Consider the following 25,320-nt stretch of genomic DNA (forward strand, 5'->3'; position numbering starts at 1 on the left):
CGATGCTGTGCCCGACCTCACACGGGTGAAACTGTGACCGGGGCCATATTCGCATATGGTTTGATCTTCGAAAAAGCGGATGAAACGGACATTTGCCTTCGACTAACTTGATCGATACCGCCGGTAACGCTGCTTTGACCTGGGACGACCCGAAAGTGTTTGGCGCCCCGGAGTCCGAATCGTAGGTTTTTGCCCGGTGCAACGAGCACCTCCCGGGTTCACCCCCGACGCACGGACCGCCCCGGCTCACCCCGGGAACGCGGATCGGGCGCCCACCGGCGCGACGGCAGCCAGCCGCCGCCGGGGATGCGGACAGGTGGCCGGGGCGGCAAGCGGCACGTCCGACACGTGCACGGCCCGCCCACCGGACTTGGCGAGCGAACACGGCCCGATCGGGGCCTGGTTCCGCCTGCCCATCCCGGGAATGTCGAGAGGAATCTCATGACCTTCCGTAACGAGACCGCCGCTGCCACCACCGCCACCAAGCGCAACCGCGTCCGTGCGGCCGTCGTCGGTGGCGCCCTGCTCGCCGTCCCGGTGGCCGGCCTCGTCACGGCCAACTCGGCCTCCGCCGCGGACGTCTCCACCTGGGACAAGGTCGCGATGTGCGAGTCGACCGGCAACTGGTCGATCAACACGGGCAACGGCTTCTACGGCGGCCTGCAGTTCACCTCCTCCACCTGGGCCGCCTTCGGTGGCACCGCGTACGCCCCGCAGGCCAACCTGGCCACCAAGGCGCAGCAGATCGCCGTCGCCGAGAAGGTGCTGGCCTCCCAGGGCCCCGGCGCCTGGCCCGTCTGCTCGGTCCAGGCCGGTCTGACCAAGGGCGGCGCGCCGGCCCAGGTCGACACCTCCGGTTCGAACAGCTCCTCCTCCGCGTCGAGCAACTCCTCCTCGTCCTCCTCGAAGTCGACCTCGTCGTCGTCCTCGAAGTCGACCTCCTCGAAGTCGAACAGCACCGCCTCGGACGACTCCGCCAAGGCCTCCCGCTCCGAGTCCCGCGCCCAGGCCCCCAAGGCCGCCGCGCAGGAGACCCCGAAGCAGACCTGGAAGAACAAGCCCGCCGCGGCGACCACCACCAACACCGCCAAGACCGGCGACGACTACACCGTCAAGGCCGGCGACACCCTGTCCAAGATCGCGGACAGCCTGGGCGTCGACTGGCACACCCTGTACAACAACAACTCCGGTGTCGTCGGCGGCAACCCGGACCTGATCTACCCGGGCCAGGTCCTGTCGGTCTGACCCACCCCCGGAAGCACCGCTTCCCCGGGATCACCCGCTGATCCCACCCTGTCGGCGTGAAGCCGCCACCCACGGCCGTGGGCGGCGGCTTCCGCCGTTCCCGGGACGTTCCCGGGGTCGGGGGCGTGGGCGTGGGCGGGGGCGGGCACCACCCGCTCGGACGCGCCCGGAGGGTCGCGGGGCGGACGCCGTGCGTAGCGTCGGGGGATGCGGATACCTCGCGCGTACGGCCGGGCGCTGCTCGTGCTCGGCCTGCTGCTCCCCGTCGCCGCCGTCGCCGCGGCCGGCACCCCGGCCGCCGCCGGGCAGGCCGTGCCCGACCAGGTCTGGGACCGGCTCGCCGACTGCGAGAGCGACGGCGACTGGCAGGCCGACACCGGCAACGACTACTACGGCGGCCTCCAGATCTGGCCGCCCACCTGGCAGGAGGCGGGCGGCCTGCGCTACGCCGACCGCCCCGACCACGCGAGCCGGCAGCAGCAGATCACCGTGGGCGAGGAGATCCTGCGCCGCCAGGGCTGGGCGGCCTGGGGCTGGTGCGCGCGGGAGATCGGCGTGCTGGAGTAGCCGTCGGCGGGCGGGCGGGCGATCGCGGATGGGTGGGCGCGGGCGGGCGGGCGGGCGCGGGCAGCCGGGCGCGGGTGGGGCGCCGGGCGGTGGCCCTTCAGCGGCCTTCCGGCGGCCGGAGGGTCACCAGGCGCGGCCCTCGGGCAGGGTGGACAGCTCCGGGGCGGACAGGTGGGGCACCCCGAAGACCGCCGCCGCCGGGTCCTCCTCCGGGGCGGACCCCCAGAGGGTGAAGCGCAGCAGCTCCCAGCGGCTCGGGTCGAGCGCCAGCACGGCGGTGTGCACCCCGGGGCGGCGGGCCAGCTCGCGCAGCAGTTCCACCTCGCGGTCCACGTGCGCGGCCAGCGCCGCCGGGTCCTGCTCGACCGGGACGGCGGTCAGCCGCCGGGTCGCGGTGGGCGGCACGGGGACGTCGGCCCGGGCCGGGCCGGAGAAGTGCGCCAGGACCGTCCAGTGGTGGACGGTCGGCCGCCCGAAGTCCCGGACGATGTTCTCGAACCCGCCGCCGCCGACCAGGAAGCGGGCCGCCTCGCCGTCCGCGCGCCACACGTACAGCGGCGCGTACTGGTTGACCGGCGAGCCGTCCGTGCCGCGCTCGCGCAGCAGCCAGGCCTTGAAGCCGAGGCCCGGGCGGTCGTCCAGGATCGGGGCGCCGGCCTTGATCCGGCGGCGGATGATGTCCAGGTCGTAGTCGGCGGGCAGGGTGATCTCGTACTGCTTGGCGAGCACGGGGCTGGTCCTGTCTGTGGAAGCGGGCGGGCAAGTGGGTCGGGCGGGGTAGCGGTCGGGTGGACGGGCCGGGCGGGGAGCGGGCGCTCAGGGCCGGTGGGACGGGTCGAGCAGGGTGATCAGGCCGGTGACCGCCTGGTCGAACGGGCCGGTGTCGCCGACCGCGCGGGCCAGCACGTAGCCGCCCTGGAGCACCGCGACCACGGTCGCGGCGGTGCCGGACGGGTCGACCGACGGCGGCAGCTCCCCGTTCGCCCGGCCCTCGGCCAGGACCTCCGCGAGGCGGCCGCGCAGCCAGTCGAAGGTCCGCTCGACCGGGGCGCGCAGCACCGGATCGGCCATCACCTCCGGGTCCTGGGTGAGCCGTCCGACCGGGCAGCCGCGCAGCACGTCGCGCTCGCGGCGCAGGTACGCGGTGACCCGCTCGACCGCGGTGCCCGGGCCGGACAGCAGCCCGTCGGCGACCGCGCACAGCTCCTCGGCGGTGCGGGTGATCGCGGCGAGGGCGAGTTCGGGCTTGCCGGCGAAGTGGTGGTACATGCTGCCCTGCCCGGCCCCCGCGCGCTGCTGGATGGCCTTGGGGCTGGTGCCGGTGTAGCCGCGCTCCCAGAGCAGCTCCCGGGTGGCCTCGACGAGGCGGTCCGCGGTGTCGGCGCCCGCCTTCGCCCTCGCCTGCGCGGGTTTCGTGGCGACGTCCGGGTTCACGTTCACGTTCACGGGCAGCACTGTACATACTAGTAGGTACAGAGGGAAGGCCCGGGTGAGCGGCCGTCAGGCAGTTTCAGGCGGCGGCGCGTTGTTCCCGGGCCGCCCGGACGGACCCGGTGGCGTGGGCGGGCAGCGCGGCGGACGGGTAACGGTGCAGCAGGGCGGCCGTCACCGTGTCCGCCCCGACGGGCTTGCCCAGCTCGGTGGCGAACGCGCGCAGGTAGTCGCCGGTCCAGGCGATCGGATCGGGAGCGGTCGGGGCGGGAGCGGTCGGGGCGGGAGCGGTCGGGGCGGCGGGCGTCGTCAGGTGGCGGTGGCCCGGGACGGCCCGCAGCGGCTCCAGCGCCGCCATCTCGTCCAGCAGGTCGATCCAGGCCTCGCGCTGCGCCGCCCACGGGGTGTCGGCCAGCCACGGGTGCACGTTCAGCCACAGCAGCGGGCCGCCGAGCAGCGTCCGGCTGCGGTGCTCCCACAGGTAGTGGTGGTCCGGCAGCCCGAGGGACGCCCCGCGCAGCTCCAGCCGGTGGTCCTCCAGCTCGACGACGTCGCCCTCCAGCGGCTCCAACGCGACCAGCCGGGACGGGAGTTCGTCCCCGAGACCGGCCCACGCGGCGCGTACGGCGGGGTAGTCGTGCTCGATCCGGGCCCGGACCGGGTCGGGAGCGAGGAAACGGGCCTCGGGGAAGGCCTCGCGCAGCACCTCCGCGGCGAGCCAGCAGTCCGGCGCGTGGTGGGACACCAGGACGGTGTCCAGCCGGCGCCCCGAACGCTCGACCTCCCGGGCCAGCCGCCGACCGTCCGAGAGCCGCAGCCCCGTACCGACCAGCACGGCCCGGTGCTGTCCGAGTACCAGCACCGCGCTCTTGTGCAGCGAAGCCTCGGGAAGGTCCACCACGCGGAACTCCAGTGGATGCATCGCGCAACCTCCTCCAGCCGGGGACGGTCCTCCCACCAGGGTCCGCCGGGAGGGCGGCGGGCGCATGCGGGGGGCGGAGCGGGGGGCGCCTGCGGCGGGCGGGGGGCGGGGAGGGGGCGCCTGCGGCGGGCTGGGGGGCGGGTTCGCCGGGAGGGCGGTGGGCGCGTGTCGGGGGCGGAGTGGGGAGCACCTGCGGCGGGCTGGGGGGATGGGTTCGGCGGGGAGGCGGCGGGCCTGTGCCGGGGCGGAGCGGGGAGCGCCTGCGGTGGGCTGGGGTGCGGGGAGGGGGAGTCTGCGGCGGGCTGAGGGGGGGGTTCGCCGGGAGGGTGGCGGGCGCATGTCGGGGGTGGAGCGGGGGAGTGTTTGCGGCGGGCTGGGGGCGGGAGGGGTGTCTGTGGGGGGTGGCAGCATGGGGGGATGCGTGGTGGTGGGGTGTTCGTGGGGGAGTTGTTCGGGCGTGGGCGGGAGGAGCCGGCGGACGGGGTGGTGCTGGTGCCGGGGTGGTTGGGGGTGGAGGAGCAGCGGGAGCTGGTGGCGGCGTGCCGGGAGTGGGCGCGGCCGCCGGGCGGGATGCGGTCGGTGGTGCTGCCGGGTGGCGGGGTGATGTCGGTGCGGACGGTGTGCCTGGGGTGGCACTGGTACCCGTACGGCTACGCGCGGACGGTGGTGGACGGGGACGGGGCGCCGGTGAAGCCGTTCCCGGCGCGGTTGGGCGCGCTGGCCCGGCGGGCGGTGGCCGAGGCGTACGGGGGGCGGGTGGGTGAGGTGGCGGGGGCGGCGGGCTTCGCGCCGGACGTCGCGCTGGTGAACCACTACCCGCACGGTGCGCGGATGGGCCTGCACCAGGACCGGGAGGAGCAGGTGGACGCGCCGGTGGTGTCGCTGTCGCTGGGGGACGAGTGCGTGTTCCGGCTGGGCAACGCCGAGGGCCGGGGCCGGCCGTGGACGGACCTGCGGCTGTGCGGCGGCGACCTGCTGGTGTTCGGCGGGGCGAGCCGCTTCGCGCACCACGGCGTGGTGCGGACGCTGCCGGGCACGGCGGACCCGGCGCTGGGCCTGACCGGGCGGCTGAACATCACCGTCCGGCAGTCCGGCCTGGGCTGAGGGCGGTCGCGCGTGCCGGAGGGCGGGAATTCCCGGCGGGCGCGGAGACTTGTGCTGGACGGACGAGACGTCCGGCGGCACACCCCTGTCCGCCGGCCGTCCGGAGAGGGAGCGACACATGGGAACCCCCGTCGACCAGCTCGTCGACCTGCTCGACCTGGAGCGGATCGAGCTGAACATCTTCCGCGGCCGCAGCCCGGAGGAGTCGCTGCAGCGCACCTTCGGCGGGCAGGTGGCCGGGCAGGCGCTGGTCGCCGCGGGCCGGACGGTCGAGGAGGACCGGCCGGTGCACTCGCTGCACGCCTACTTCCTGCGTCCGGGCGTTCCCGGCGTGCCGATCGTCTACCAGGTCGAACGGACCAGGGACGGGCGCTCGTTCACCACCCGGCGGGTGCTCGCCATCCAGGGCGGGCGGACGATCTTCGCGCTGACCGCCGACTTCCACCGGTCCGAGCCCGGCGGCATCGAGCACCAGTTCCCGATGCCGGACGTCCCCGACCCGGAGAGCCTGCCGAGCGCGCTGGACGAGGTCGGCGCCCGGCTCGGCGAGCTGCCCCCGTTCATCAGCCGCCGCCAGCCCTTCGACATCCGCTACGTGGACCGGCTGAAGTGGACGCGCGAGGAGCTGGACGGGGTGGAGGCCCGCAGCGGCGTGTGGCTGCGCACCAACGGCGCGCTGCCCGACGACCCGCTGATCCACGTCTGCGCGCTCACCTACGCCAGCGACATGACGCTGCTGGACGCCGTCCGCGCCCCCGTCGAACCGCTGTGGGGCGAGCGGAACTTCGACATGGCCTCGCTGGACCACGCGATGTGGTTCCACCGCCCGTTCCGGGCCGACGACTGGCTGCTGTACCGGCAGGAGTCGCCGATCGCGCACGGCGGGCGCGGCCTGGCCCGGGGCGAGATCTACGACCGCCGGGGGAACCTGGTGGTCTCGGTGATGCAGGAGGGGCTGTTCCGTCCGCTGGCCGGGTAGGAGGAGGGCCCGCACCGGGCGGGAGCCGACGTTGCACCTGAAGTGACCGGAGAAGTGACCGGAGAACAGAGCGACCTGGGAGGCAGTCAGATGACCGACACCGCCGCTGAAGCCTGGCAGCGCTGGACGGAAGCCAGGAACGCCTCGGTGGGCGCGCAGCACGGGCCGCTGGCCCTGACCGGCACCCACTGGCTGGAGCCCGCCCCCGCCGAGCTGCCCGGGGTGCCCGGCCGCTGGTGGGCCGAGGACGGCGCGGTCTGCGCCGAACTGCTCGCCGGGGACGGCGTCCGGATCGAGGGCGAGGAGCGGGAGTCCACCGGCCGGGTCGCCCTGCGGCCGGACACCGACCGGCACCCGCAGATCGCCGTCCGCGACCGGCTGCGGCTGGTCCCGATCGAGCGGGAGGGCGAGCTCGCCCTGCGGGTCTTCGACCCCGACGCCCCCGCCCGGGCCGCGTTCGCCGGGATCTCGGTCTACCCGTACGCCCCGGACTGGGCGGTGCCCGCCGTGTTCACGCCGTTCGAGGACGGCGGGCGGGCGGTGCTGGTGGAGAACGCGGACGGCCGGGCCCGGCCGCTCGCCGTCGCCGGGCAGGTCGCGTTCACGCTGGCCGGGCGGCCGCACACGTTGACGGTCAGCGGCTCCGAGGGCTCCGGCGGGCGGCTCAGCGCCGTCATCGCGGACGGCACCAGCGGCCGGGAGACCTACCGGTTCCGGTTCGTCACGCTGCCCGCGCCCGACGCCGACGGGCACACCGTGCTGGACTTCAACCGGGCGTTCCTGCCGCCGTGCGCGTTCGCCGACCACTTCATCTGCCCGTTCCCGCCGCCCGGGAACCGGCTGGAGATCGCGGTGGAGGCCGGCGAGCGGCAGGTGGTCACGGTCTGAGGCGGTGTCCGGCTGCGGTGCGAGCCGCGGTGCGTGTCGCGGTGCGAGCCGGGGTGCGTGTCGTAGTGCGGGGCGGCCGCCGTGGGCGCCGGTCGGCCCGTACCGGTTTCTGAGAGCGCTCTCTCGGCGGGGCGGCGGGCGCTAGGCTGCTCGCAGCAGGAACGCGATCACGTGCGTGCGGGTGTGCGCGCGGACGGTGGAGAGGAGCCCACGGTGACCGAGTCCGAAGCGGGAACGGGCGGGCGCCCGACCCTGGAATCGGTGGCCGAACTGGCCGGCGTCTCCCGGGCCACCGCCTCCCGGGTGGTCAACGGCGGTGCGGGCGTACGGGCCGCGCTGCGCGAGAAGGTCGAACAGGCCGTCGCGGAACTCGGCTACGTCCCCAACCTGGCCGCCCGCACCCTGGTCACCCGGCGCAACCGGGCGATCGGCGTGGTCGTCGCCGAACCGGAGGCCCGGTTCTTCTCCGACCCGTTCTTCGCCCAGCACCTGCGCGGCATCAGCCGCGAACTGGCCGCCGCCGACAACCAGATGGTGCTGCTGCTGGCCGAGGACGACCGCGACCACGAGCGGATCGGCCGCTACCTGGCCGGCGGCCACGTCGACGGCGTCCTGCTGTTCTCGCTGCACCGCTCCGACCCCACCCCCGAGCTCGCCCACCGCCTCGGCCTGCCCTTCGTGATCGGCGGACGGCCCGGCTGGCCCGGCGCCGAGTCCGACCGGGACCTGGTCTACGTCGACAACGACAACCGCGGCGGCGCCCGGCTCGCCGTCCAGCACCTGCGCTCCATCGGCCGGCAGCGGATCGCCACCATCACCGGCCCGCTCGACCAGACCTCCTCCGTCGACCGCCTCGACGGCTATCGCGACCTGTTCCCCGACGGGGACGAGCAACTGATCGCGGTGGGCGACTTCACCGCCGACGGCGGCATCCGCGCGATGACCGAACTCCTCACCCGGCGACCGGACTTGGACGCGGTGTTCGCGGCCTCCGACGCGATGGCCTCCGGTGCGATCCGGGTCCTGCGGGCGGCCGGGCGGCGCGTCCCGGAGGACGTCGCGGTGGTCGGCTTCGACGACGTCGAGTCGATTGCGGCCTGGACGGAGCCGACGCTCACCACGGTCCGCCAGGAGATCGAGGAGATGGGCCGGCTGATGACGCGGCTGCTGCTGCGCCGGCTCAACGACCCGGCGGCGTCGGCGCCGTCCTCGGTGATCATTCCGACGGTGCTGGTGGTGCGGGAGTCGGCCTGAGCGGCGGGCGCCCGGCTCGGGGTGCGGGTGCTGCTCCGGCGGTGGGTGTCGCGGCCCGGTGGGCGGGAGCGGGCCCGGCGGGCGGGAAGGGTTCGGTGGTCGGGAGCGGGCTCGGGCGGTTCAGGAGCGGGCTCGGGCGGTTCAGGAGAGGGCTCGGGCGAGCAGGGTGGCGGTTCGGGCGAGCAGGGGTTCGTCGGGGGCGGCGGTGGGGGTGGCGGGCTTGGTGCTGAGGACGGCCAGGACCAGCGGGGCGCGGTGCGGGGGCCAGGTGAGGGCCAGGTCGTTGGTGGTGCCGTAGGAGCCGGTGCCGGTCTTGTCGGCGTGGGCCCAGTCAGGCGGGAGACCGGCCCTCAGGCGGTAGGTGCCGGTGGTGGCGGCGCGGAGCCAGGCGGTGAGCCGGGCGCGGTGGGCGCGGGCGAGGGCGTCGCCGAGGGTGAGGCGGGCGAAGGTGCGGGCCAGGGCGCGCGGGGTGCTGGTGTCGGTGCTGCGGCCGGGTTCGGCGGAGTTGAGGTCGGGTTCCCAGCGGTCGAGGCGGGTGACGGGGTCGCCGAGGGAGCGGCAGAAGCGGGTGACCGCGGTGGGGCCGCCGAGTCGGCGCAGCAGCAGGTTGGCGGCGGTGTTGTCGCTGAACTCGACGGCTGCGGCGCACAGTTCGGCGACGGTCAGGACGCGGGTGCGGCCGGTGACGGGCGCGTAGCCGGAGTCGGCGACGTCCCGGTCGGTGTAGCGGACGCGGGCGGCGAGGTCGTCGCCGCCCCGGAGCACGGCGGCGACGGCGAGCGGCTTGAACGTCGAGCAGAGCGGGAACGCCTCGTCCGCGCGGTGGCCGACCGCTGCGCCGCTGCCGGTGTCGTAGCCGAACACGCCCAGTCGGGCGCCGTGCTGCCGCTCCAACTCGCGGAAGGCGGCGTGCAGTTCGGCGGTGGCGGTGGCGGTGGCGGTGGCGGTGATGGTGTTGGCGGTGGCAGCGGCGGCCGGGGGGCCGGGTAGGGCGAGGGTGAGGGCGGTGGCTGCGGCGCCGGTGAGCAGGTAGCGGCGGGCGGGGTGGGAGCACGGGTGCATCGGGGCCTCCTCGGGGCGGCGCGGGTCGCACCCTGTGCATCGGCAGGAGGAGGACGCGGCTCCAGCGGCCGCCCGTCGGGGCCGTTCTGCCGTTGGCCGGTTCGGCTGTCGGGCCGGCTCGGCCGTTGGCCCGGTTCGGTCGTTGGGCCCGTTCGGCTGTCGGCCTGTTCGGCTGTCGACCTGTTGGGTCGTCGGGCCTGCTCGGCCGTTGGCTCGGTTCGGTCGTCGGCCCGGTTCGGCCGTCGGGGCTGTTCGGCTGTCGGCCTGTTCGGCTGTCGACCTGTTGGGTCGTCGGGCCTACTCGGCCGTTGGCTCGGTTCGGTCGTCGGCCCGGTTCAGCCGTTAGGCCCGTTCGGCCGTCGACCCGTTCGGTCGTTGGCCCGGTTCGGTCGTTGGGCCCGTTCGGCTGTCGGCCTGTTCGGCTGTCGGACCTGTTGGGCCGTTGGGCCCGTTCGGCTGTCGGCCTGTTCGGCTGTCGGACCTGTTGAGCCGTTGGCCGGTTCGGCCGTCGGACCTGTTGGGCCGTCGGGCCTGCTCGGTCGTCGGCCCGGTTCGGTCGTCGGGCCTTGCTCAGTCGTCGGGGTGCCGGAAGTGCGCCAGTACCCCTTCCAGGGCGGCCCGGCCGGCCGGGCCCCAGGTGGGTTTGCCGCCCGGTAGCCCGTGCAGGCCGGCCCGGCCGATGTCGAGGAGGACCAGGCCGCGCAGGACGGCCCAGCCGCGGGCGCGGCGGACGGTCGCCCGGGCGGCGTCCTGCCGGTCGGCGGGCTGGGCGGCCAGCCAGCGGGCCAGGCAGGGGCGGTCGGCGCCGGGCGGCAGCAGCAGCCAGGCGGCGGCCAGGTCGCAGGCGGGGTCGCCGGTGCCGAGGGCGTCGAAGTCGACGACTCCGCCGAGCGCGCCGTCCACCACCACGACGTTCGCCGGGTGCAGGTCGGAGTGCAGCCACACCGGTGGGCCGGACCAGGCGGGGGCGGCCAGTGCGTCCGTCCACACCGCCCGCAGCTGCTCGGCGCGGATGCCGGGCGCGAGGGCGTGCAGGTGCTCCGCGAACGCGGCGAGCCGGCGCTCGACGTCGGCGGCGAGCGGGGCGAGCGGGCCGCAGCGCGGGGTGGTGGCGGGCGCGTCGGCGGGGGCCGGACGGTGCAGGGCGAGCAGGAAGTCGGCGAGGGCCCGGGCGGAGCGCGGCCCGTGCGCGGGGGTGACCGGGGTGTGGTCCGCGGGCTCGCCGGGCACCCAGGAGAACACCGCCCACGGGTACGGGTACCCGGCGCCCGGCACTCCGGTGCGGCGCGGCACCGGGACGGGCAGCGGCAGGCGCGGCGCCAGCTCGGGCAGCCAGCGGGTCTCGTTCGCCAGGCAGGCGGGCGTGTGCCGGTCCCGGGGGAGCCGGACCGCGTGCTCCTCGCCGAGCCGCCACATCCGGTTGCCCCACCCGCCCTCGACCCGGCGCAGCGTCAACCCGGCGAGGTCCGGGTGCTGTTCGCGGAGCAGGGCGCGCACGGTGTCGGCGCCGACGTCGAGTCGGCCGTCGGGGTCGGGGCCGGGGTCGGGATCGGTGGCCGGGGCGGGCGGCGGGGTGTCCACCCGTGCGACCCTACGCCCCCGCGGCGGACGGGCCCGGGCGGACGGGAGCTGACGCGGGCGGGGGCGCGGCGGGGGTGCCGCTGCGCCCGTCAGCCGAGGACGCGGTAACTGACGGCCGGGTAAGGGAAGTCGGCCCAGTGCAGGCTGCCGAGGGCGTAGGACAGGTCGCCGGGCTCGCCGGGTCGGCCGGTGGCGCAGCCGGCGTTGAAGTAGACCGCGATGTTCGCGGCCGTGAAGTCGACGGCGGAGCGCGCGGCGGTCGGGAGGTCGTGGCAGCCGGTGTCGGTGGTGTCGACGGCGAACCGGGTGCCCGTCAGGTCGCTGCCGGTGGTGAAGTACGCGACGGCGGAGTGCGGGAGTTCGACGGCGGCCGCGGGCCGGGCGAGGGTCGCGCCGAGCAGCAGGGCCGCACCGGTGGCGGCGGTCGCGGCGAGGGTCTTCTTCCGGAGGGCGGCCATGCGGGGGCTCCTTGGGGCGGGCGGGACCGGCGCGCGCGGTGGTGCGTACCGCGCCGCACGGCCATGTCAGTTGCATCTTCAACGTTCCGCTGGGATCTGCCAACCCCCGCGCTCCGGACCGGCCCCGGAGACGGACTGCCCCGGAAACGGACCGGCCCCGGAAACGGAGTGGCCTCCCGGGCCGCCGCGGACCTGTCGGAATCCGCGGCGGCCCGGGAGGTGTCCGGGACGGGGCCGGTCAGTCGAAGGGGATGCGCAGGACGGAGGCGTTGCCCTGCGCCTGGGTGGCGCCGGTGCGGAGCTGGGCGGGGGCGTTGCCGAGGGCGGGCCAGATCTCGACCTTGACGGTGCCGTTGCTCAGGTTGGCGAGCGGGCCGCCGGTGGTGGACTGCAGGCCCGCGGCGGCGGCGCCGTAGCGCTCCCAGCCGGGGACGGGGTCGGTGGCGAAGTAGCGGTAGGTCTCGGTCCGGTCGACGGTGCCGTTGCCGTCGAAGTCGTAGGAGACGCGGGCCTGTTGGGCGAGGGCGACGGTGGAGCCGGCGTCCACGTACAGGTCGAAGTCGGTGCTGCCGCCGGCCCGCGCGGTGCCGGTCAGGTGGCTGAGGGTGTACGTCAGCGGCTGGTAGGGCGCGCCGTCGTGGTTGGCGCCGCCGCCGGAGGCGATGGTGCTGCTGCTCGCGCCGGTGCCGTAGGCGGTGGAGAGGGTGCCGTCGGGCTGCAGGTAGAGGGTGTTGGCCCGGTTCTGCGGGGCGGTCGGCGAGGTGGACGGCGAGGGGGACGAGGACGGGGAGGCGGACGGCGAGGGGGAGGCCGAGGCGGACGGCGACGGCGACGGGGACGGGGAGTTGGTGGCGCCGCCGGTGCCGCCGTCGGGCTTGGTGCCGCGTTCGGAGGCGGTGGAGCGGGCCGGGACGGTCAGGGTGTAGCCGTCGGAGAAGCGCACGGTGCGGGCGCTGGTGGTGTAGTTGTGCGCCACGTGGGTGCGGGTGGTGCCGTTGACGAAGACCGCCGCGGTCGGGGTGTCGGCGGTGGTCGCCGGGTCCAGGGTGCCGAGGGTCGCCAGGTTGTAGATCCAGTGGTAGGTGTGGGCCCTGGACTCGCCCTCCTCCGGGGTGTATCCGGCGTTCCCGGCGTCCCAGTCGGCCTTCGCGGCGGCCGGGTTGGTCAGCGCCTCGGCCTCCCACAGCAGGTCGCGCCAGTCGGTGAACGCGCCGCCGTTGCCGGCCTTCAGCTCGGTCAGGTTGGCGGCCAGGTCGTCCTTGCGGCGGGCCAGGTAGAGCGAACCCGAGGTGACGGGGAGGAAGTTGATGCCGTGGATCATGCCGGGCGCGGCCGTCCACCAGGTGGAGTAGGCGGCGCCGGAGCCCCAGACCATGCCGACGGTGGAGTGCTGGAAGCCGGCCGGGAAGACCTGGTGGTCGGCGTCGAACCAGTACTGCTGCACGGCGTTGGCCTCGGTGGTGTATAGGTAGACGCCGAGGTCGCGCAGCGAGGTGTCACCGGTGGCGGCGCCGAACAGCAGCAGGCCGGCGCTGAAGTTCAGCGACTCGGAGGAGGACTCCTCGTTGTTGCCGGCCGCGAACCCGGCGTGGCCGGAGGCCCAGCCGTGGCCCTCGTACGGGTCGAAGTTGCGCAGCCAGGGGAAGCGGGTGTCGGTGCGGTCGGTGTTGGCGGCGTCCTTGGCCAGCAGCTTGACCATCCCGCCCCACTGCGAGTCCGCCGCCCAGGCGGTGTCGTAGCGGGCGACGGTGGCCGCGGCCTGCACGAAGTAGCCGTAGTGGAAGTGGTGGTCGTTGAGTTCGGCGTCGGTGCCGTAGGACGCCGGGTAGCCGATCAGGGTCTTCCAGGTGGAGTCGTAGGCGAAGCCGGGCGAGCCGGTGCCCGCGAACCAGGTCTGCAGCTTGCCCTTCATCAGCCCGAGCAGCTTGTCGCGGGCCGCGGTGTCACCCAACTGGTCGGCGATCGGCACGAGTTGGGCCATCTGGCCGAGTGCCTTGCCGACCCAGTAGGTGTCGGTGGCGCCGTTGAACGGGTCGCTCGCGTCGGAGACCTGGTGCAGGTAGGTGTCCAGCGCGGTGCGGTCGTACGAACCGGCGTCGGGCAGCGACGGCAGCACGCCGGTGACGGACTGCACGGTGGAGAAGGACGAGCCCTGGCGGACCTTCATGGTGCCGCGCGGCGAGACGTAGGTCAGCGCGGTCAGCGCGTCCGGGGTGGCCTGCCACTGCTGCGGGTAGAGCGCGAGCAGGGTGCCGGTGCCGGTGCCCTCCTGGGCGGTGGTGGTGGCGGTGAAGCTGGTGGTGAGCTTGCCCGCGGCCTGGTCGTAGTTCCAGCCGACCTTGGTGTCGGTGACGAAGTTGTAGGCGTACGTGCGGAACTGCGCGAGGTCGGCGGTGGAGGGCAGCAGCGCGACCGAGTAGTAGTCCTTGCTGCCGAGGTTCGCCGTCAGGGTGGTGCCGTTGACGCTCCAGCTGCTGCCGGTGGGCGCGAACAGGCCGTAGTTGTGGCCGGCCACGGTGATGCCGAGCACGCTGCCCTGGTTGCTGAAGACGGTGGGCGCCGAGGCGGTGGTGACCTGCGCGGCGCCGCCGGTGGCGTGCGCGTACACGTACGGCAGGCCGTGGCCGACGGTGGCGCTGAAGGTGTGCGCGCCGTCCGCCCAGTACGGGGTGACCGTCCAGTCCGACCAGCCGTCGACCTTGGTGTCGGGGGAGTTCAGCCCGGCCACGCCCAGGGTGAGGTCCCGGGTGTGGGTGTAGTCGTACTGGCGGCCGTCGGAGGTGATGGTCGGCGTGGTGGGGTAGCCGACCTCCAGGCCCGCGGCCTGGGCCTTGAAGGTCATCGGGTGGGCGTACAGGTTCTCCGAGTACGGGTTGCCCGCGTAGCGCTGGTAGATCAGCGAGGACCACCAGTCGTTGGTGGGCGCGGCCTGCCCGGCCATCCTCGGGGTGACCTTGGGGGTGACGGGCGCGCCGTCGGAGTTGCTCGGGCCGACGGTGCCGGCCGGGCGGGCGTCGCTGTAGCCGCCGAGGCCGACCCGGACGGTGGCGGCGGAGGCGCTGCCGGCGGTCAGCGCCGCCGTCAGCGTGGCCGCGGCGGCCAGCGCCAGGGTGGTGAGGGCGGCCGTGGGGCCGCGCAGGGAGCGGAGCTTCATGATCGTGTCCACCTTGAGTGGGGGCGGGCGGTTCAGAATGAGAGCGCTCTCAGCCAGCGGACCGTATTGGCGCACCTGAAGAGGTGTCAACCGGCGCGACACACACTGATGCGTTCAGAACTCGAAAGCCCAGGTCGAGTCGGTCCGGAGATTACGTTCAGGTTTCGAGGGGTTGACGAGGGAACTTCCGCCCCGGCACTCTCTCGGCATCGGCTGAGAGCGCTCTCAGGAACTCGGGCGCCAGCCGAGCGGTACTTGCTTCCCCTTCGCACTCCACCCACGCTCCCGCTCCGCCCTGGAGGCCTTCGCATGGCTACCCCGAGAGTCCGCCGCTCCGCCGCTGCCCTGGGCAGCACCGTCCTCGCCACCGCACTCCTGCTCACCGCCTGCAGCTCGGGCAGCGGGTCCAAGGACTCCGCCGACGGCAAGGTGACCATCACGGTGGACCTGTTCGGCACCTTCGGGTTCAAGGAGGCCGGGCTCTACGACGAGTACATGAAGCTCCACCCGAACGTCACCATCAAGCAGACCGACACCCAGGACGAGGGCCAGTACTGGCAGGCGCTGCAGACCAAGCTCGCGGGCGGCGGCGGCCTCGCCGACATCCAGGGCCTGGAGGTCGGCCGGGTGGCCAGCGTGGTGCAGAAGCAGGCCGACAAGTTCACCGACCTGAAGACGCTCGGCATCGGGGACGTCAACGACGACCTGGTGGACTGGAAGGGCGCCGCGATCAAGACCGCGGACGGCAAGGTCCTCGGCGCGGGCACCGACATCGGCCCGGAGGCGATCTGCTACCGCACCGACCTGTTCAAGGCCGCCGGGCTGCCCACCGACCGCGCCGAGCTGGCCGAGAAGTGGTCCACCTGGCAGGGCTACCTCGACCTCGGCAAGCAGTACGCCGCCAAGGCCGAGGCGGGCAACGCCTGGACCGACAGCGCCGCGGGCATGTTCACCGCCGAGGTCGGCCAGCAGAAGGTCCGCTACTCCGACGAGGCCGGCAAGCCCGTCTACGACAGCAGCCCGGCCGTGAAGACCGCCTGGGCCGACTCCACCGCGCTGGTCGCCGACGGCCTGTCCGCCAAGCTCGCCCAGTGGACGCCCGAGTGGAACAAGGCGTTCTCCACCGGCAAGTTCGCCACCCTCTCCTGCCCCGCCTGGATGATCGGCTACATCAAGGGCCAGGCCGGCGACGCGGGCTCCGGCAAGTGGGACATCGCCCCCGGCCCCGGCAAGACCGGCAACTGGGGCGGCTCCTACCTGACCATTCCGCGCACCGCCAAGCACCCCAAGGAAGCCGCCGAGCTGATCAAGTGGCTCAACGCCAAGGAGCAGCAGGCCACCCTGTTCACCAAGCAGGGCTCCTTCCCGTCCTCCACCGGCGCCCAGGCGGCGATCAAGGACGTCACCGACCCGTACTTCAACAACGCGCCGATCGGCCAGATCTTCAGCGAGTCGGCCAAGGCCATGCCCGCCCAGGTGCTCGGCACCGAGGACGGCGTGATCGGCAAGGCGTTCACCGACGCCCTCGGTGAGGTCGAGCGCACCAACACCGCGCCCGACACCGCCTGGAAGCACGCCCTGGACAACGTCAAGAAGGCCGACGGCAACTGACGGACCGTCACCTCAGGTAGTCAACCCCGGTAGCCTGCCCCGCCGCCTCCGCCGCGGCGGGGCGGGCGGCCCCCGTCGAAGGACCCCGCCCATGGCCCTCAGCTCCACCGCCCGGCTGCCCGCCGCCAAGCCCGCGAAGCGGCCCGGCGGCCTGCGCCGCCGACTCGCCCCCTACGGCTTCCTCGCCCCGTTCTTCGGGCTGTTCGCCGCGTTCGGGCTGTTCCCGCTGCTGTACACCGCCTGGGTGTCGCTGCACCGGGTCGAGCTCCAGACCTCGGACCGGATGGACTGGCTCGGCTTCCAGAACTACACCAGGCTGCTGTCCGACCCGTTCTTCTGGAACGCGCTGCGCAACACCTTCACCATCGGCGTGCTCTCCACCGTCCCGCAGCTGCTGATGGCCCTGGGCCTGGCCCACCTGCTCAACTACAAGCTCCGCGGCCGCACCTTCTTCCGGGTCGCGATGCTGATGCCGTACGCCACCTCGGTCGCCGCCGCGACCCTGGTGTTCGCCCAGCTCTTCGGCCGCGACTACGGGCTGATCAACTGGGTGCTGAGCAGCATCGGGGTGAACCCGGTCGACTGGCAGGCCGACACCTGGGCCTCCCAGTTCGGCGTCTCCGCCATCGTCACCTGGCGGTGGACCGGCTACAACGCGCTGATCTACCTGGCCGGCATGCAGTCCATCCCCGGCGAGCTGTACGAGTCCGCGGCCGTCGACGGCGCCTCGCGCTGGCAGCAGTTCCGGCACGTCACCATCCCCGGACTGCGCCCCACCATCGTGTTCACCGTGGTCGTCTCCACCATCGGCGCCACCCAGCTGTTCGGCGAACCGCTGCTGTACGAGGGCAACTCCGGCGGCGGCATCTCGCACCAGTACCAGACCCTCGGCCTCTACCTGTACGAGCAGGGATGGACGTTCTTCCACCTCGGCCGGGCCGCCGCGGTGGCCTGGGTGATGTTCCTGCTGATCGTGCTGCTCGCCCTGCTGAACGCGGCGATCGCCGCCCGCCGCAACCGTACGGACCGGTGACCCGATGACCCACGTGACCCAGGTGCTCGACCAGCCCGCCGCCGCGGACGGCGGCCAGGCCCGCGCGAAGGGCCGCCGGGCGCGCTCGCCGCTGCACGGCGGGCCGCTCGCCTACGCGGTGCTGATCGGCGCCACCCTGCTCGCCGTGTTCCCGTTCTACTGGACGCTGGTCGCCGCCAGCCGCTCCAACTCCGAACTCAGCTCCGCCACGCCCGCGTTGACGCCGGGGCCGAACCTGTTCCACAACATCGGCGAGGCGCTCCAGCAGGCCGAGATCGGCAAGGCGCTGCTCAACTCGCTGATCGTCGCGAGCGTGGTCACCGCCGGCGTGGTGCTCTCCTCGACGCTCGCCGGGTTCGCCTTCGCCAAGCTGCGCTTCCGCGGCCGCGGCGCGCTGCTCGCGCTCACCGTCGGCACCATGATGATCCCGCCGCAGCTCGGCGTCATCCCGCTGTTCATGGTGATCGTCAAGCTCGACCTGCAGAACAAGCTGCCCTCGGTGATCCTGCCCTCGCTGGTCTCCGCGTTCGGCGTGTTCTTCATGCGCCAGTACCTGGTGCAGGCCCTCCCGGACGAACTCGTGGAGGCCGGCCGGATGGACGGCGCCTCGCTGCTGCGGATCTTCCGCTCCATCGTGCTGCCCGTCGCCCGCCCCGGCATGGCCGTGCTCGGCATGCTCACCTTCATGGCCACCTGGAACGACTTCTTCTGGCCGATCGTCGCGCTCAGCTCGCAGAACCCCACCGTCCAGGTCGCGTTGAAGTCGCTCGGCCAGGGCTACGTCCCCGACCAGTCCGTGGTGATGGCCGGCACCCTGATCGGCACCCTGCCCGTCCTGGTGGTGTTCGCCCTGCTCGGCCGACAGATCGTCGGCGGCATCATGCAGGGCGCCGTCAAGGGCTGACCCCCGCAGGTGCCCGATGGGCTGACAGACACTCAACTCGTTTGGATGGAACGCGACATGACCCTCGACACTCTTCCCATGACCACTGCCTCCGCCGCTGCCGAACCTGCCCGCTTCCCGGCCGGATTCGTCTGGGGCGCCGCCACCGCCGCGTACCAGATCGAGGGTGCCGCCGACCAGGACGGCCGCACCCCGTCCATCTGGGACACCTTCGCCCGCCGCCCCGGCGCCGTGCGCAACGGCGACACCGGCGATATCGCCGCCGACCACTACCACCGCTACCGCGACGACGTCGCCCTGATGTCCGAACTCGGCCTGGGCGCCTACCGGTTCTCGCTCGCCTGGCCGCGCATCCAGCCCGGCGGCCGCGGCCCCGCCAACGAGGCCGGACTCGACTTCTACGACCGCCTGGTCGACGAACTCCTCGGCGCCGGCATCACCCCCGTCGCCACCCTCTACCACTGGGACCTCCCGCAGGAACTGGAGGACGAGGGCGGCTGGACCAACCGCGAGACCGCCTACCGCTTCGCCGAGTACGCGCGGATCGCCGCCCGCCGCCTCGGCGACCGCATCCCCACCTGGACCACCCTCAACGAGCCCTGGTGCGCCGCCTTCCTCGGCTACGGCAACGGCGTCCACGCCCCCGGCCGCACCGACCACGCCGCCGCCCTCGCCGCCCACCACCACCTGCTGCTCGCCCACGGCCTCGGCACCGCCGCGCTGCGCGCCGAACTCCCCGACACCGCGCAGGTCTCGCTCACCCTCAACCTGGCCGCCGTCCGCCCGCTGTCCACCGACCCCGCCGACCTCGACGCGGCCCGCCGGATCGACGGCCTCGCCAACCGGATCTTCCTCGACCCGGTGTTCCGCGGCAGCTACCCCGAGGACGTCCTCGCCGACACCGCGCACGTCACCGACTGGTCCTTCGTCCACGACGGCGACCTCGCCGAGATCTCCCGCCCGATCGACTCGCTGGGCATCAACTACTACACGCCCACCGTCGTCGCCGCCGAGGAGCCGGCGCAGAGCGCCGAGGACGGCCCGCGCGGCGACGGCCACCAGGGCGGCAGCCCCTGGCCCGCCGACCAGGGCATCCGCTTCCTGCCCGCCCCCGGCACCCGCACCGCCATGGGCTGGCCGGTCGACGCCGACGGCCTGTACGAACTGCTCACCCGGCTGCGCGACGACCTCCCCGGCGTCCCGCTGCTGGTCACCGAGAACGGCGCCGCGTACGAGGACTACACCGACCCCAGCGGCGCCGTCCACGACCCCGAGCGGATCGAGTACCTGCACACCCACCTCGCCGCCGTGCACCGCGCCATCGCCGACGGCGCCCCCGTCCGGGGCTACTTCCTGTGGTCGCTGCTCGACAACTACGAATGGGCGTACGGCTACAGCAAGCGCTTCGGCATCGTCCACGTCGACTTCGCCAGCCAGCGCCGCACGCCCAAGGACAGCGCGCACTGGTACGCCCGGGTGATTCGGGACGGGGCGCTGCCGCAGTAACCGCGGGACCGCGGTCGGACGGCCCGCCCGGAGGGCCGTCCGGGCCTGCGACTGCCCGGTCGTCCGGGTCCGTGACTGCCCGGCCGCCCGGGCCTTGGGAGGAGCCGGCGGCCGGGCGCTACGATCTGCCTCCGGATCGAGAGGGGTGGGGTCGGACGTGGGATTCCTGGCTGAACGCAGGGCCCGGCAGGCCGGGAACAGGGCGGCCGTCGCGGCCGCCGGGGCGAGGCAGCAGGCCGGGCAGGAGACCGACCGGCTCACCGCCGAGGGCCGCGCCCAGCGCCGGGCCGGCGCCCGGGAGGCCGCCGCCGCCACCCTGGCCGAGGCCGCCCGGCTCGGCACCGACCTGCTCGGCCCGGACGACCCGCGCACCCTGCTCGCCGGGTCGGAGCACGGCCGCACCCTGATGCTGCTGCGCCGCTGGGCGGAGGCCGAACAGGCGCTCCGTGCCGTCGCCGACGCCGCCGCCCCGCACCCCGACCAGCGCCGCCTGGCCCTCCGGCTCGACGCGCTCGGCGCCCTCGGTGCCGTCCTGCTGCGGCACGGGCGGCCCGCCGCGGCGGCCGCCGTCCTGGAGGAGCACCGGGAACTGGCCCGGCAGTTGGAGTACGACCTCGCCGGGAGCCTGTCCGCCGAGGACCTGGCGGACGCCTACGTCCTGCTCGCCCGCGGGGCGGAGGCCGTCCACCTCTACGCCGACACCGCCGCGCACCGGGAGGCCGGGGCGGCCGCGGGGCGCTCCGACGCCGCCGTCCTGCGGCTGCGGGCCAAACTGGCCCGGGCCCTGCTGCTGCTCGGGCACCACGTCCAGGCCGAGCGGGCGGCGCGCGCGGTGCTCGGGGCCGCCGCCGACGACCCGGCGGGGACCGGCCGGTGGATGGCCGCGGCCGCCCTCTCCCGCGCGCTGGTGCTACAGGACCGGGCCGCGGAGGGCGAGGCCGTCGCCCGGGAGGCCGCCGCGTGGCCCCGGGCCGGGGGGCCGGAGAGCGCCCTCCCGCTCCGGATCGGGCACGCGCTGGCGGCGGCCCTGAACGCGCAGCAGCGCCACCGGGAGGCGCTGGAACTGGTCCTCGCCCAGCTCGCGGTCAGGGCGGCTGCGGCGGGCCCGGCAGGTACGGCGGGCCCGGCTGATGCGTCGGCTGCGCCGGGCGGGGAGCCCGGGGAGACCGGTGAGGCCGCCACGGTGTACCACTACGACCTGGCCGCCGCCCTCCTCGGGCTCGGTCGTCCCGAGGAGGCCCGGCAGGCCGTCGAGGGGCTGGTCGCCCACTGCCGGGCCGCCCTCGCCCCGCACGACCACACCGGGCTCGTCGTCGGCACCCTGTACGGGCGCGTCCTGGCCGCGCTCGGCCGCACCGAGGAGGCCCGGTCCGAGCTCGCCGCCAACGTCGCCGCCTGGCGCGAGGGTTACGGGCCCGAGCACGTCCGCACGCTGGCCGCCGAGCGCGCACTCGCGGCGGTGCGGGAGCCGGACGAGGGGTGAGGCGGGCCAGGGCCTACGGTTGCTCAACTCGGCTGCGGGGGACGCTGGTTGGAGGACCGGCAAAATGTGGTGACGGCGGGCGGGCGGCGTCCCTAGACTCTGCTCGCTGGACAACGCCCGGGCCGGACGGCCGATCGGGCGCACCGTGACGTGAGTGGAGAGGGAGGGACCGGTCGTGCGTGGCACCGCTGCTGTCGTTCCCCCGTCGCGGTTCGAGGTGATCCTGGTGTCCCGGGCGGGCCGGTGCCCGCTGCGCGGCCGGTGCCGGTAGGAACCACGAACTCCCTGCCTTTTTGCCCTCGTTGACCACCCGTTCCACCTGCCCGCCCGTCGGCCCGTCCGGCGCGGTGGGCGCGGTGGGCGCCGCACGGGTGTGCACCGGGCCGGTGGGCGTCCCCCGTGGTGCCGTGAATCGCGCTGCCGATTCCAGGAACGAACTCCGAAGGGCCCGGGCCGCCATGCGCACCGACCTCGTCACCACCGTCCCCACCGCCACCGCCGCCTCCACCGCTGCCGCCTCCGCCGCTGCCGTCGCCGCGGTCCGCAACCTGGGCATCCTGGCCCACGTGGACGCGGGCAAGACCACCGTCACCGAGCGGATCCTCTTCCTGACCGGCGAGACCCACAAGCGCGGCGAGGTCCACGACGGCACCACCGTCACCGACTTCGACCCGCAGGAGCGCGACCGCGGCATCACCATCTTCGCCGCGGCCGTCAGCTGCCGGTGGGACGGCCACCTGCTCAACCTGATCGACACCCCCGGCCACGTCGACTTCGCCGACGAGGTGGAACGTTCGCTGCGCGTGCTGGACGGCGCGGTGGCCGTGTTCGACGCGGTCGCGGGCGTCGAGCCGCAGAGCGAGTCGGTGTGGCGGCAGGCCGACCGGCACGGCGTGCCGCGGATCGCGTTCGTCAACAAGATGGACCGGCCCGGCGCCGACCTGGACGCCGCCGTCGCCTCCATCCGGGACCGGCTCCACCCCGCCCCGCTGGCCGTGCAGTTGCCGATCGGCCGGGAGGGCGGGTTCGTGGGCGTGGTCGACCTGGTCGGGCTGCGCGCGCTGACCTGGCCGGACGACGCCGAGCCCGGCGACGGCTACCAAGTCGTCGACGTCCCCGAGGAGTTGGCGGCCGAAGCGGCCCGGCGTCGCCAGGCGCTGGCCGAGGCGGTGGCCGAACTGCACCCCGCCGCGCTGGAGGAGTACTGCGCCACCGGCACCCTCGCGGTCGGCACGCTCACCGCTGCGCTGCGCCAACTCACCGGCAGCGGACAGGCGGTGGTGGTGCTGTGCGGCTCGGCGTACCGCAACCGCGGCGTCGAACCGCTGCTGGACGCGGTGACCGCGTACCTGCCGTCGCCGCTGGACGTCCCGCCGGTGCGCGGGGAGTTCGAGGGCGCCCCGCAGGAACGCGCCGCCGAAGCACAACAGCCTTTCTCGGCACTGGTGTTCAAGGTCTCCGCGAGCACCACCGGCCGGCTCAGCAGCCTGCGGATCTACTCCGGCACCCTACGGAAGGGGGACACCGTGCTCGACGCGCGCACCGGCCGCACCGAACGGATCGGCCGGATCCTGCGGGTGCAGGCCGACCGGCACAGCGAGACCGACACCGCGGTGGCCGGCGACATCGTCGCCGTGATCGGCGCGAAGGGCGCCAAGGTCGGCACCACGCTGTGCGCCCCGCACGCCCCGCTGGTGCTCGAACCGGCCGCCGCCGCCGACCCGGTGGTGACCGTCGCGGTCGAGGCCCGCCGCTCGGTGGACACCGACCGGCTGGCCGTCGCGCTGGCCCGGATCACCGAGGAGGACCCGTCGCTGGTCGTCCGCAGCGACCCGGAGAGCGGGCAGCGCACGCTGTCCGGGATGGGCGAACTGCACCTGGAGGTCGCGGTGGAGAAGCTGCGCCGGGCCGGGCTGGAGGTCACCGTCGGACGGCCGGAGGTCGCCTACCGGGAGACCCTCGCCACGGCGGTGTCCGGCCTCGTCCTGCGGCACGTCAAACAGGACGGCGGCTCCGGCCAGTTCGCGCACATCGTGGTCGACGTCGACCCGCTCGGCGAACCCGGTACGGACGGCTTCGAGTTCCGCTCCACCGTCACCGGCGGCCGGGTGCCGCAGGAGTTCGTGCAGGCCGTCGAGGCGGGCTGCCGGGACGCCCTCGCGGACGGCCCGCTCGGCCACCCGGTCACCGGCGTCCGGGTCACCCTCACCGACGGGGCGACCCACGTCAAGGACTCCTCCGACCTGGCGTTCCGCACCGCCGGACGGCTCGCCCTGCGCGAGGCGCTGCGGCGCGGCGGCCCGCTGTTGCTGGAGCCCGTCGTGGAACTCACCGCGACGGTGCCGCCGGACGGCGTCGGCGGCGTCCTCGGCGACCTGTCCGCCCGCCGCGGCCGGGTGCACGGCTCCGAGCCGCGCGGCGGCAGCGCGGTGCTGACGGCCACCGTCCCGCTGGCCGAACTCTTCGGCTATGCGGGCGCCCTGCGCGGCCGCACCCAGGGCCGGGGCACGTTCACCACCCGGCCCGCCGGGTACGCCCCGGCACCGCGGGCGCAGCAGTAGCGGACGCGGCCCCGTCCCGCCCTTCCGCCTCTCGGCGGGGGCGGGGCGGGGCCGGGGTCGTGCCGGTCGTCCGGGTCAGCGCAGCCAGCCGCGTTCGGTGGCCCGGGCCCCGGCCTGGAAGCGGCTGCGGGCGCCCAGCACCTCCATCGCCTCGGCGGCCAGCCGCCGGACGGTCCGCTCGGAGACGCCGAGCTTCCGGGCCGCGACCACGTCGGTGTCGCCCTGCTGGAGGATCCGCAGCAGCGCGTAGTGCTGCGCCGTCATGCCGTTCGGGTCACGCCCCCTGGGGTGGCAGAGCGGGGCGGCGCTGTGCCACAGCCCGTCGAACAGCGCGCACAGCGCGGCGACCGGCCCGCGGCCGTGCAGCACGGTGGCGGTGTCCGCGCGCTCCGGGTCGAGCGGCAGCAGGGCGGTCTCCCGGTCCAGCACCACCATGCGCAGTGGCAGCGCGGCCACGGTGCGCACCGAGCCGCCGAGTCCGACCAGGCGGCGGGCGTACTCCACGACGGGCGGGTGGCGGCGCACCGCGTCGACGAACAGGGTGCGCAACTCGACTCCGCGGTGCAGCAGTTCGGCGCAGAGCGACTCGTCGAGCAGGGCGTCGGCCGGGGTGCCCGCGGGTCCGTGGCCCGGCCTGCCGGTCGGTGCGGTGGCGGGCGCGGTGGTCGGTTCGGTGGCGGGTGCGGTGGTCGGTGCGGCGGTCGGTTCGGTGGCGGGCACGGTGGCCGGTGCGGCGGTCGGTTCGGTGGCGGGGGAGAGGACCAGCACCTGGGAGGTGGTGCCCGCGCCGAGTTCGGCCAGCCGGTCGCGGATCGCGTCCGGGCCGATCAGGTACTCGGTGCGGGTGTGTCGGCGTTCGGCCTCGGCCTCGGCGCGCAGTTGGCCGAACGCGGCCTGGGCCTGTTCGAACTCCTGCCGCTGGGACAGCAGTTCGGCCTCGCGGCGGGCCAGCAGCGCGGCCAGTCCGAGTTCCGGCACCACCGGGTGCAGGGCCGCCGGGTCGCCCCAGGACGGCCGGAGCAGTCCGAGGCCGGTCAACTCGCTCCGGGAGGAGTGCAGTTGCTCCGCTGCCAGGCCGAGGCGGGCGGTCAGCTCGGCGTCCGTCGCGCCGGGGGTGCGCAGCAGTTCGCGGTACAGCTTGGCGGCCGGGTCGCTCAGGCCGAACGCCTGGAGGGCGACGGGCATCTCAGTGGACGCCCGGGGTGCGGCGGCCGGAGCAGGTCACCGTGTGCATCGCCGCCGCTCCTCCACCCGCCCGTTCGACCAGTCTGGGGTAGGTCTAGACCATTGGAGCGTCCGGTGTCAAAGGGTGCGGGCCCCGGCCGTGGCCGTGGCCGGAACCGGCAGTGCAGGGTTCGGACACCGTCCGCTCTGGTGGGCGGGCGAGCGGGTCGCCGAAGGTGGTGGGCATGGCCCACACGCTCCCCGTCACCGCCCCATCGCCCTCTCCCGCTGCCGCTCCTTCTGTTCCCTCCGCTCCTCCCGTTTCCTCCCCTCCGTCCCCTCCGTCCGGTCCGGCCCGGGTCTCGCGGTGGCGGGCCGGGCTCGGGGTGCCGGACCTGACCGGGCACCGGCGG

Annotated in this window: 20 protein-coding genes; 12 read left to right on the forward strand and 8 right to left on the reverse strand. The window is 74.6% G+C overall.

Annotated elements, in window-relative coordinates:
* Positions 1 to 441 precede the first annotated feature (441 nt).
* Positions 442 to 1,245, forward strand: a complete 804-nt coding sequence (locus HUT16_RS26930) for a transglycosylase family protein (RefSeq protein ID WP_176190636.1) — start codon at positions 442 to 444, stop codon at positions 1,243 to 1,245.
* Between the two features lie 207 nt (positions 1,246 to 1,452).
* Positions 1,453 to 1,812 (forward strand): transglycosylase family protein, encoded by a 360-nt coding sequence (locus HUT16_RS26935; protein ID WP_176190637.1) that lies wholly within the window; start codon positions 1,453 to 1,455, stop codon positions 1,810 to 1,812.
* Between the two features lie 123 nt (positions 1,813 to 1,935).
* Here HUT16_RS26935 and HUT16_RS26940 read toward each other — a convergent pair whose 3' ends face one another.
* The 3 genes from HUT16_RS26940 to HUT16_RS26950 all read right to left on the reverse strand — a co-directional run bounded on the left by HUT16_RS26940 (position 1,936) and on the right by HUT16_RS26950 (position 4,165).
* Positions 1,936 to 2,541 carry a DUF4865 family protein gene (locus tag HUT16_RS26940; protein ID WP_176190638.1) on the reverse strand — a complete coding sequence of 202 codons (606 nt, stop codon included), beginning with the start codon at positions 2,539 to 2,541 and terminating at the stop codon, positions 1,936 to 1,938.
* An 87-nt stretch (positions 2,542 to 2,628) separates the two neighbouring features.
* Positions 2,629 to 3,246 (reverse strand): TetR/AcrR family transcriptional regulator, encoded by a 618-nt coding sequence (locus HUT16_RS26945; protein ID WP_176192888.1) that lies wholly within the window; start codon positions 3,244 to 3,246, stop codon positions 2,629 to 2,631.
* A 76-nt stretch (positions 3,247 to 3,322) separates the two neighbouring features.
* A complete protein-coding gene (locus HUT16_RS26950; RefSeq protein ID WP_176190639.1) occupies positions 3,323 to 4,165 on the reverse strand; it encodes an MBL fold metallo-hydrolase in 843 nt (280 codons plus the stop codon).
* Positions 4,166 to 4,582: 417 nt separating this feature from the next.
* Here HUT16_RS26950 and HUT16_RS26955 point away from each other — a divergent pair, with 417 nt between their 5' ends.
* From HUT16_RS26955 to HUT16_RS26970, 4 genes are all read left to right on the forward strand, one after another.
* Positions 4,583 to 5,269, forward strand: a complete 687-nt coding sequence (locus HUT16_RS26955; RefSeq protein ID WP_176190640.1) for an alpha-ketoglutarate-dependent dioxygenase AlkB — start codon at positions 4,583 to 4,585, stop codon at positions 5,267 to 5,269.
* 118 nt (positions 5,270 to 5,387) lie between these two features.
* Entirely contained in the window at positions 5,388 to 6,248 is an 861-nt protein-coding gene (locus HUT16_RS26960; RefSeq protein WP_176190641.1) for an acyl-CoA thioesterase II, read from the forward strand.
* A 90-nt stretch (positions 6,249 to 6,338) separates the two neighbouring features.
* Positions 6,339 to 7,136, forward strand: a complete 798-nt coding sequence (locus HUT16_RS26965; protein ID WP_176190642.1) for a DUF1684 domain-containing protein — start codon at positions 6,339 to 6,341, stop codon at positions 7,134 to 7,136.
* Between the two features lie 213 nt (positions 7,137 to 7,349).
* Entirely contained in the window at positions 7,350 to 8,390 is a 1,041-nt protein-coding gene (locus tag HUT16_RS26970; RefSeq protein WP_176190643.1) for a LacI family DNA-binding transcriptional regulator, read from the forward strand.
* A 141-nt stretch (positions 8,391 to 8,531) separates the two neighbouring features.
* Here HUT16_RS26970 and bla read toward each other — a convergent pair whose 3' ends face one another.
* From bla to HUT16_RS26990, 4 genes are all read right to left on the reverse strand, one after another.
* On the reverse strand, positions 8,532 to 9,452 hold the full coding sequence (gene bla / locus HUT16_RS26975) for a class A beta-lactamase (RefSeq protein ID WP_176190644.1): 921 nt from the start codon (positions 9,450 to 9,452) through the stop codon (positions 8,532 to 8,534).
* Between the two features lie 570 nt (positions 9,453 to 10,022).
* Positions 10,023 to 11,033: an aminoglycoside phosphotransferase family protein gene (locus HUT16_RS26980; protein WP_176190645.1), complete on the reverse strand. Its 1,011-nt coding sequence runs from the start codon at positions 11,031 to 11,033 to the stop codon at positions 10,023 to 10,025.
* Between the two features lie 89 nt (positions 11,034 to 11,122).
* Positions 11,123 to 11,491, reverse strand: coding sequence for a hypothetical protein (locus HUT16_RS26985; RefSeq protein WP_176190646.1), 369 nt, complete (start codon positions 11,489 to 11,491; stop codon positions 11,123 to 11,125).
* 238 nt (positions 11,492 to 11,729) lie between these two features.
* Entirely contained in the window at positions 11,730 to 14,645 is a 2,916-nt protein-coding gene (locus tag HUT16_RS26990; protein ID WP_176190647.1) for a glycosyl hydrolase, read from the reverse strand.
* A 309-nt stretch (positions 14,646 to 14,954) separates the two neighbouring features.
* On the opposite strand from HUT16_RS26990, the gene HUT16_RS26995 reads away from it, so the two are divergent.
* The 6 genes from HUT16_RS26995 to fusA all read left to right on the forward strand — a co-directional run bounded on the left by HUT16_RS26995 (position 14,955) and on the right by fusA (position 23,743).
* The gene (locus tag HUT16_RS26995) at positions 14,955 to 16,256 is read left to right on the forward strand and encodes an ABC transporter substrate-binding protein (RefSeq protein WP_176190648.1); all 1,302 of its coding nucleotides are present in this window, start codon (positions 14,955 to 14,957) and stop codon (positions 16,254 to 16,256) included.
* A 91-nt stretch (positions 16,257 to 16,347) separates the two neighbouring features.
* Positions 16,348 to 17,289: a carbohydrate ABC transporter permease gene (locus HUT16_RS27000; RefSeq protein WP_176190649.1), complete on the forward strand. Its 942-nt coding sequence runs from the start codon at positions 16,348 to 16,350 to the stop codon at positions 17,287 to 17,289.
* Between the two features lie 4 nt (positions 17,290 to 17,293).
* The gene (locus HUT16_RS27005; protein ID WP_254898003.1) at positions 17,294 to 18,193 is read left to right on the forward strand and encodes a carbohydrate ABC transporter permease; all 900 of its coding nucleotides are present in this window, start codon (positions 17,294 to 17,296) and stop codon (positions 18,191 to 18,193) included.
* Between the two features lie 78 nt (positions 18,194 to 18,271).
* Entirely contained in the window at positions 18,272 to 19,699 is a 1,428-nt protein-coding gene (locus HUT16_RS27010; RefSeq protein WP_254898004.1) for a GH1 family beta-glucosidase, read from the forward strand.
* A gap of 157 nt (positions 19,700 to 19,856) precedes the next feature.
* A complete protein-coding gene (locus HUT16_RS27015) occupies positions 19,857 to 21,182 on the forward strand; it encodes a hypothetical protein (protein WP_176190651.1) in 1,326 nt (441 codons plus the stop codon).
* A 458-nt stretch (positions 21,183 to 21,640) separates the two neighbouring features.
* Positions 21,641 to 23,743, forward strand: a complete 2,103-nt coding sequence (fusA, locus tag HUT16_RS27020; RefSeq protein WP_176190652.1) for an elongation factor G — start codon at positions 21,641 to 21,643, stop codon at positions 23,741 to 23,743.
* A gap of 75 nt (positions 23,744 to 23,818) precedes the next feature.
* Here fusA and HUT16_RS27025 read toward each other — a convergent pair whose 3' ends face one another.
* Positions 23,819 to 24,928: a helix-turn-helix transcriptional regulator gene (locus tag HUT16_RS27025; protein WP_176190653.1), complete on the reverse strand. Its 1,110-nt coding sequence runs from the start codon at positions 24,926 to 24,928 to the stop codon at positions 23,819 to 23,821.
* Positions 24,929 to 25,320: the final 392 nt, after the last annotated feature.

This window comes from Kitasatospora sp. NA04385 (assembly GCF_013364235.1).
Taxonomy (GTDB): domain Bacteria; phylum Actinomycetota; class Actinomycetes; order Streptomycetales; family Streptomycetaceae; genus Kitasatospora.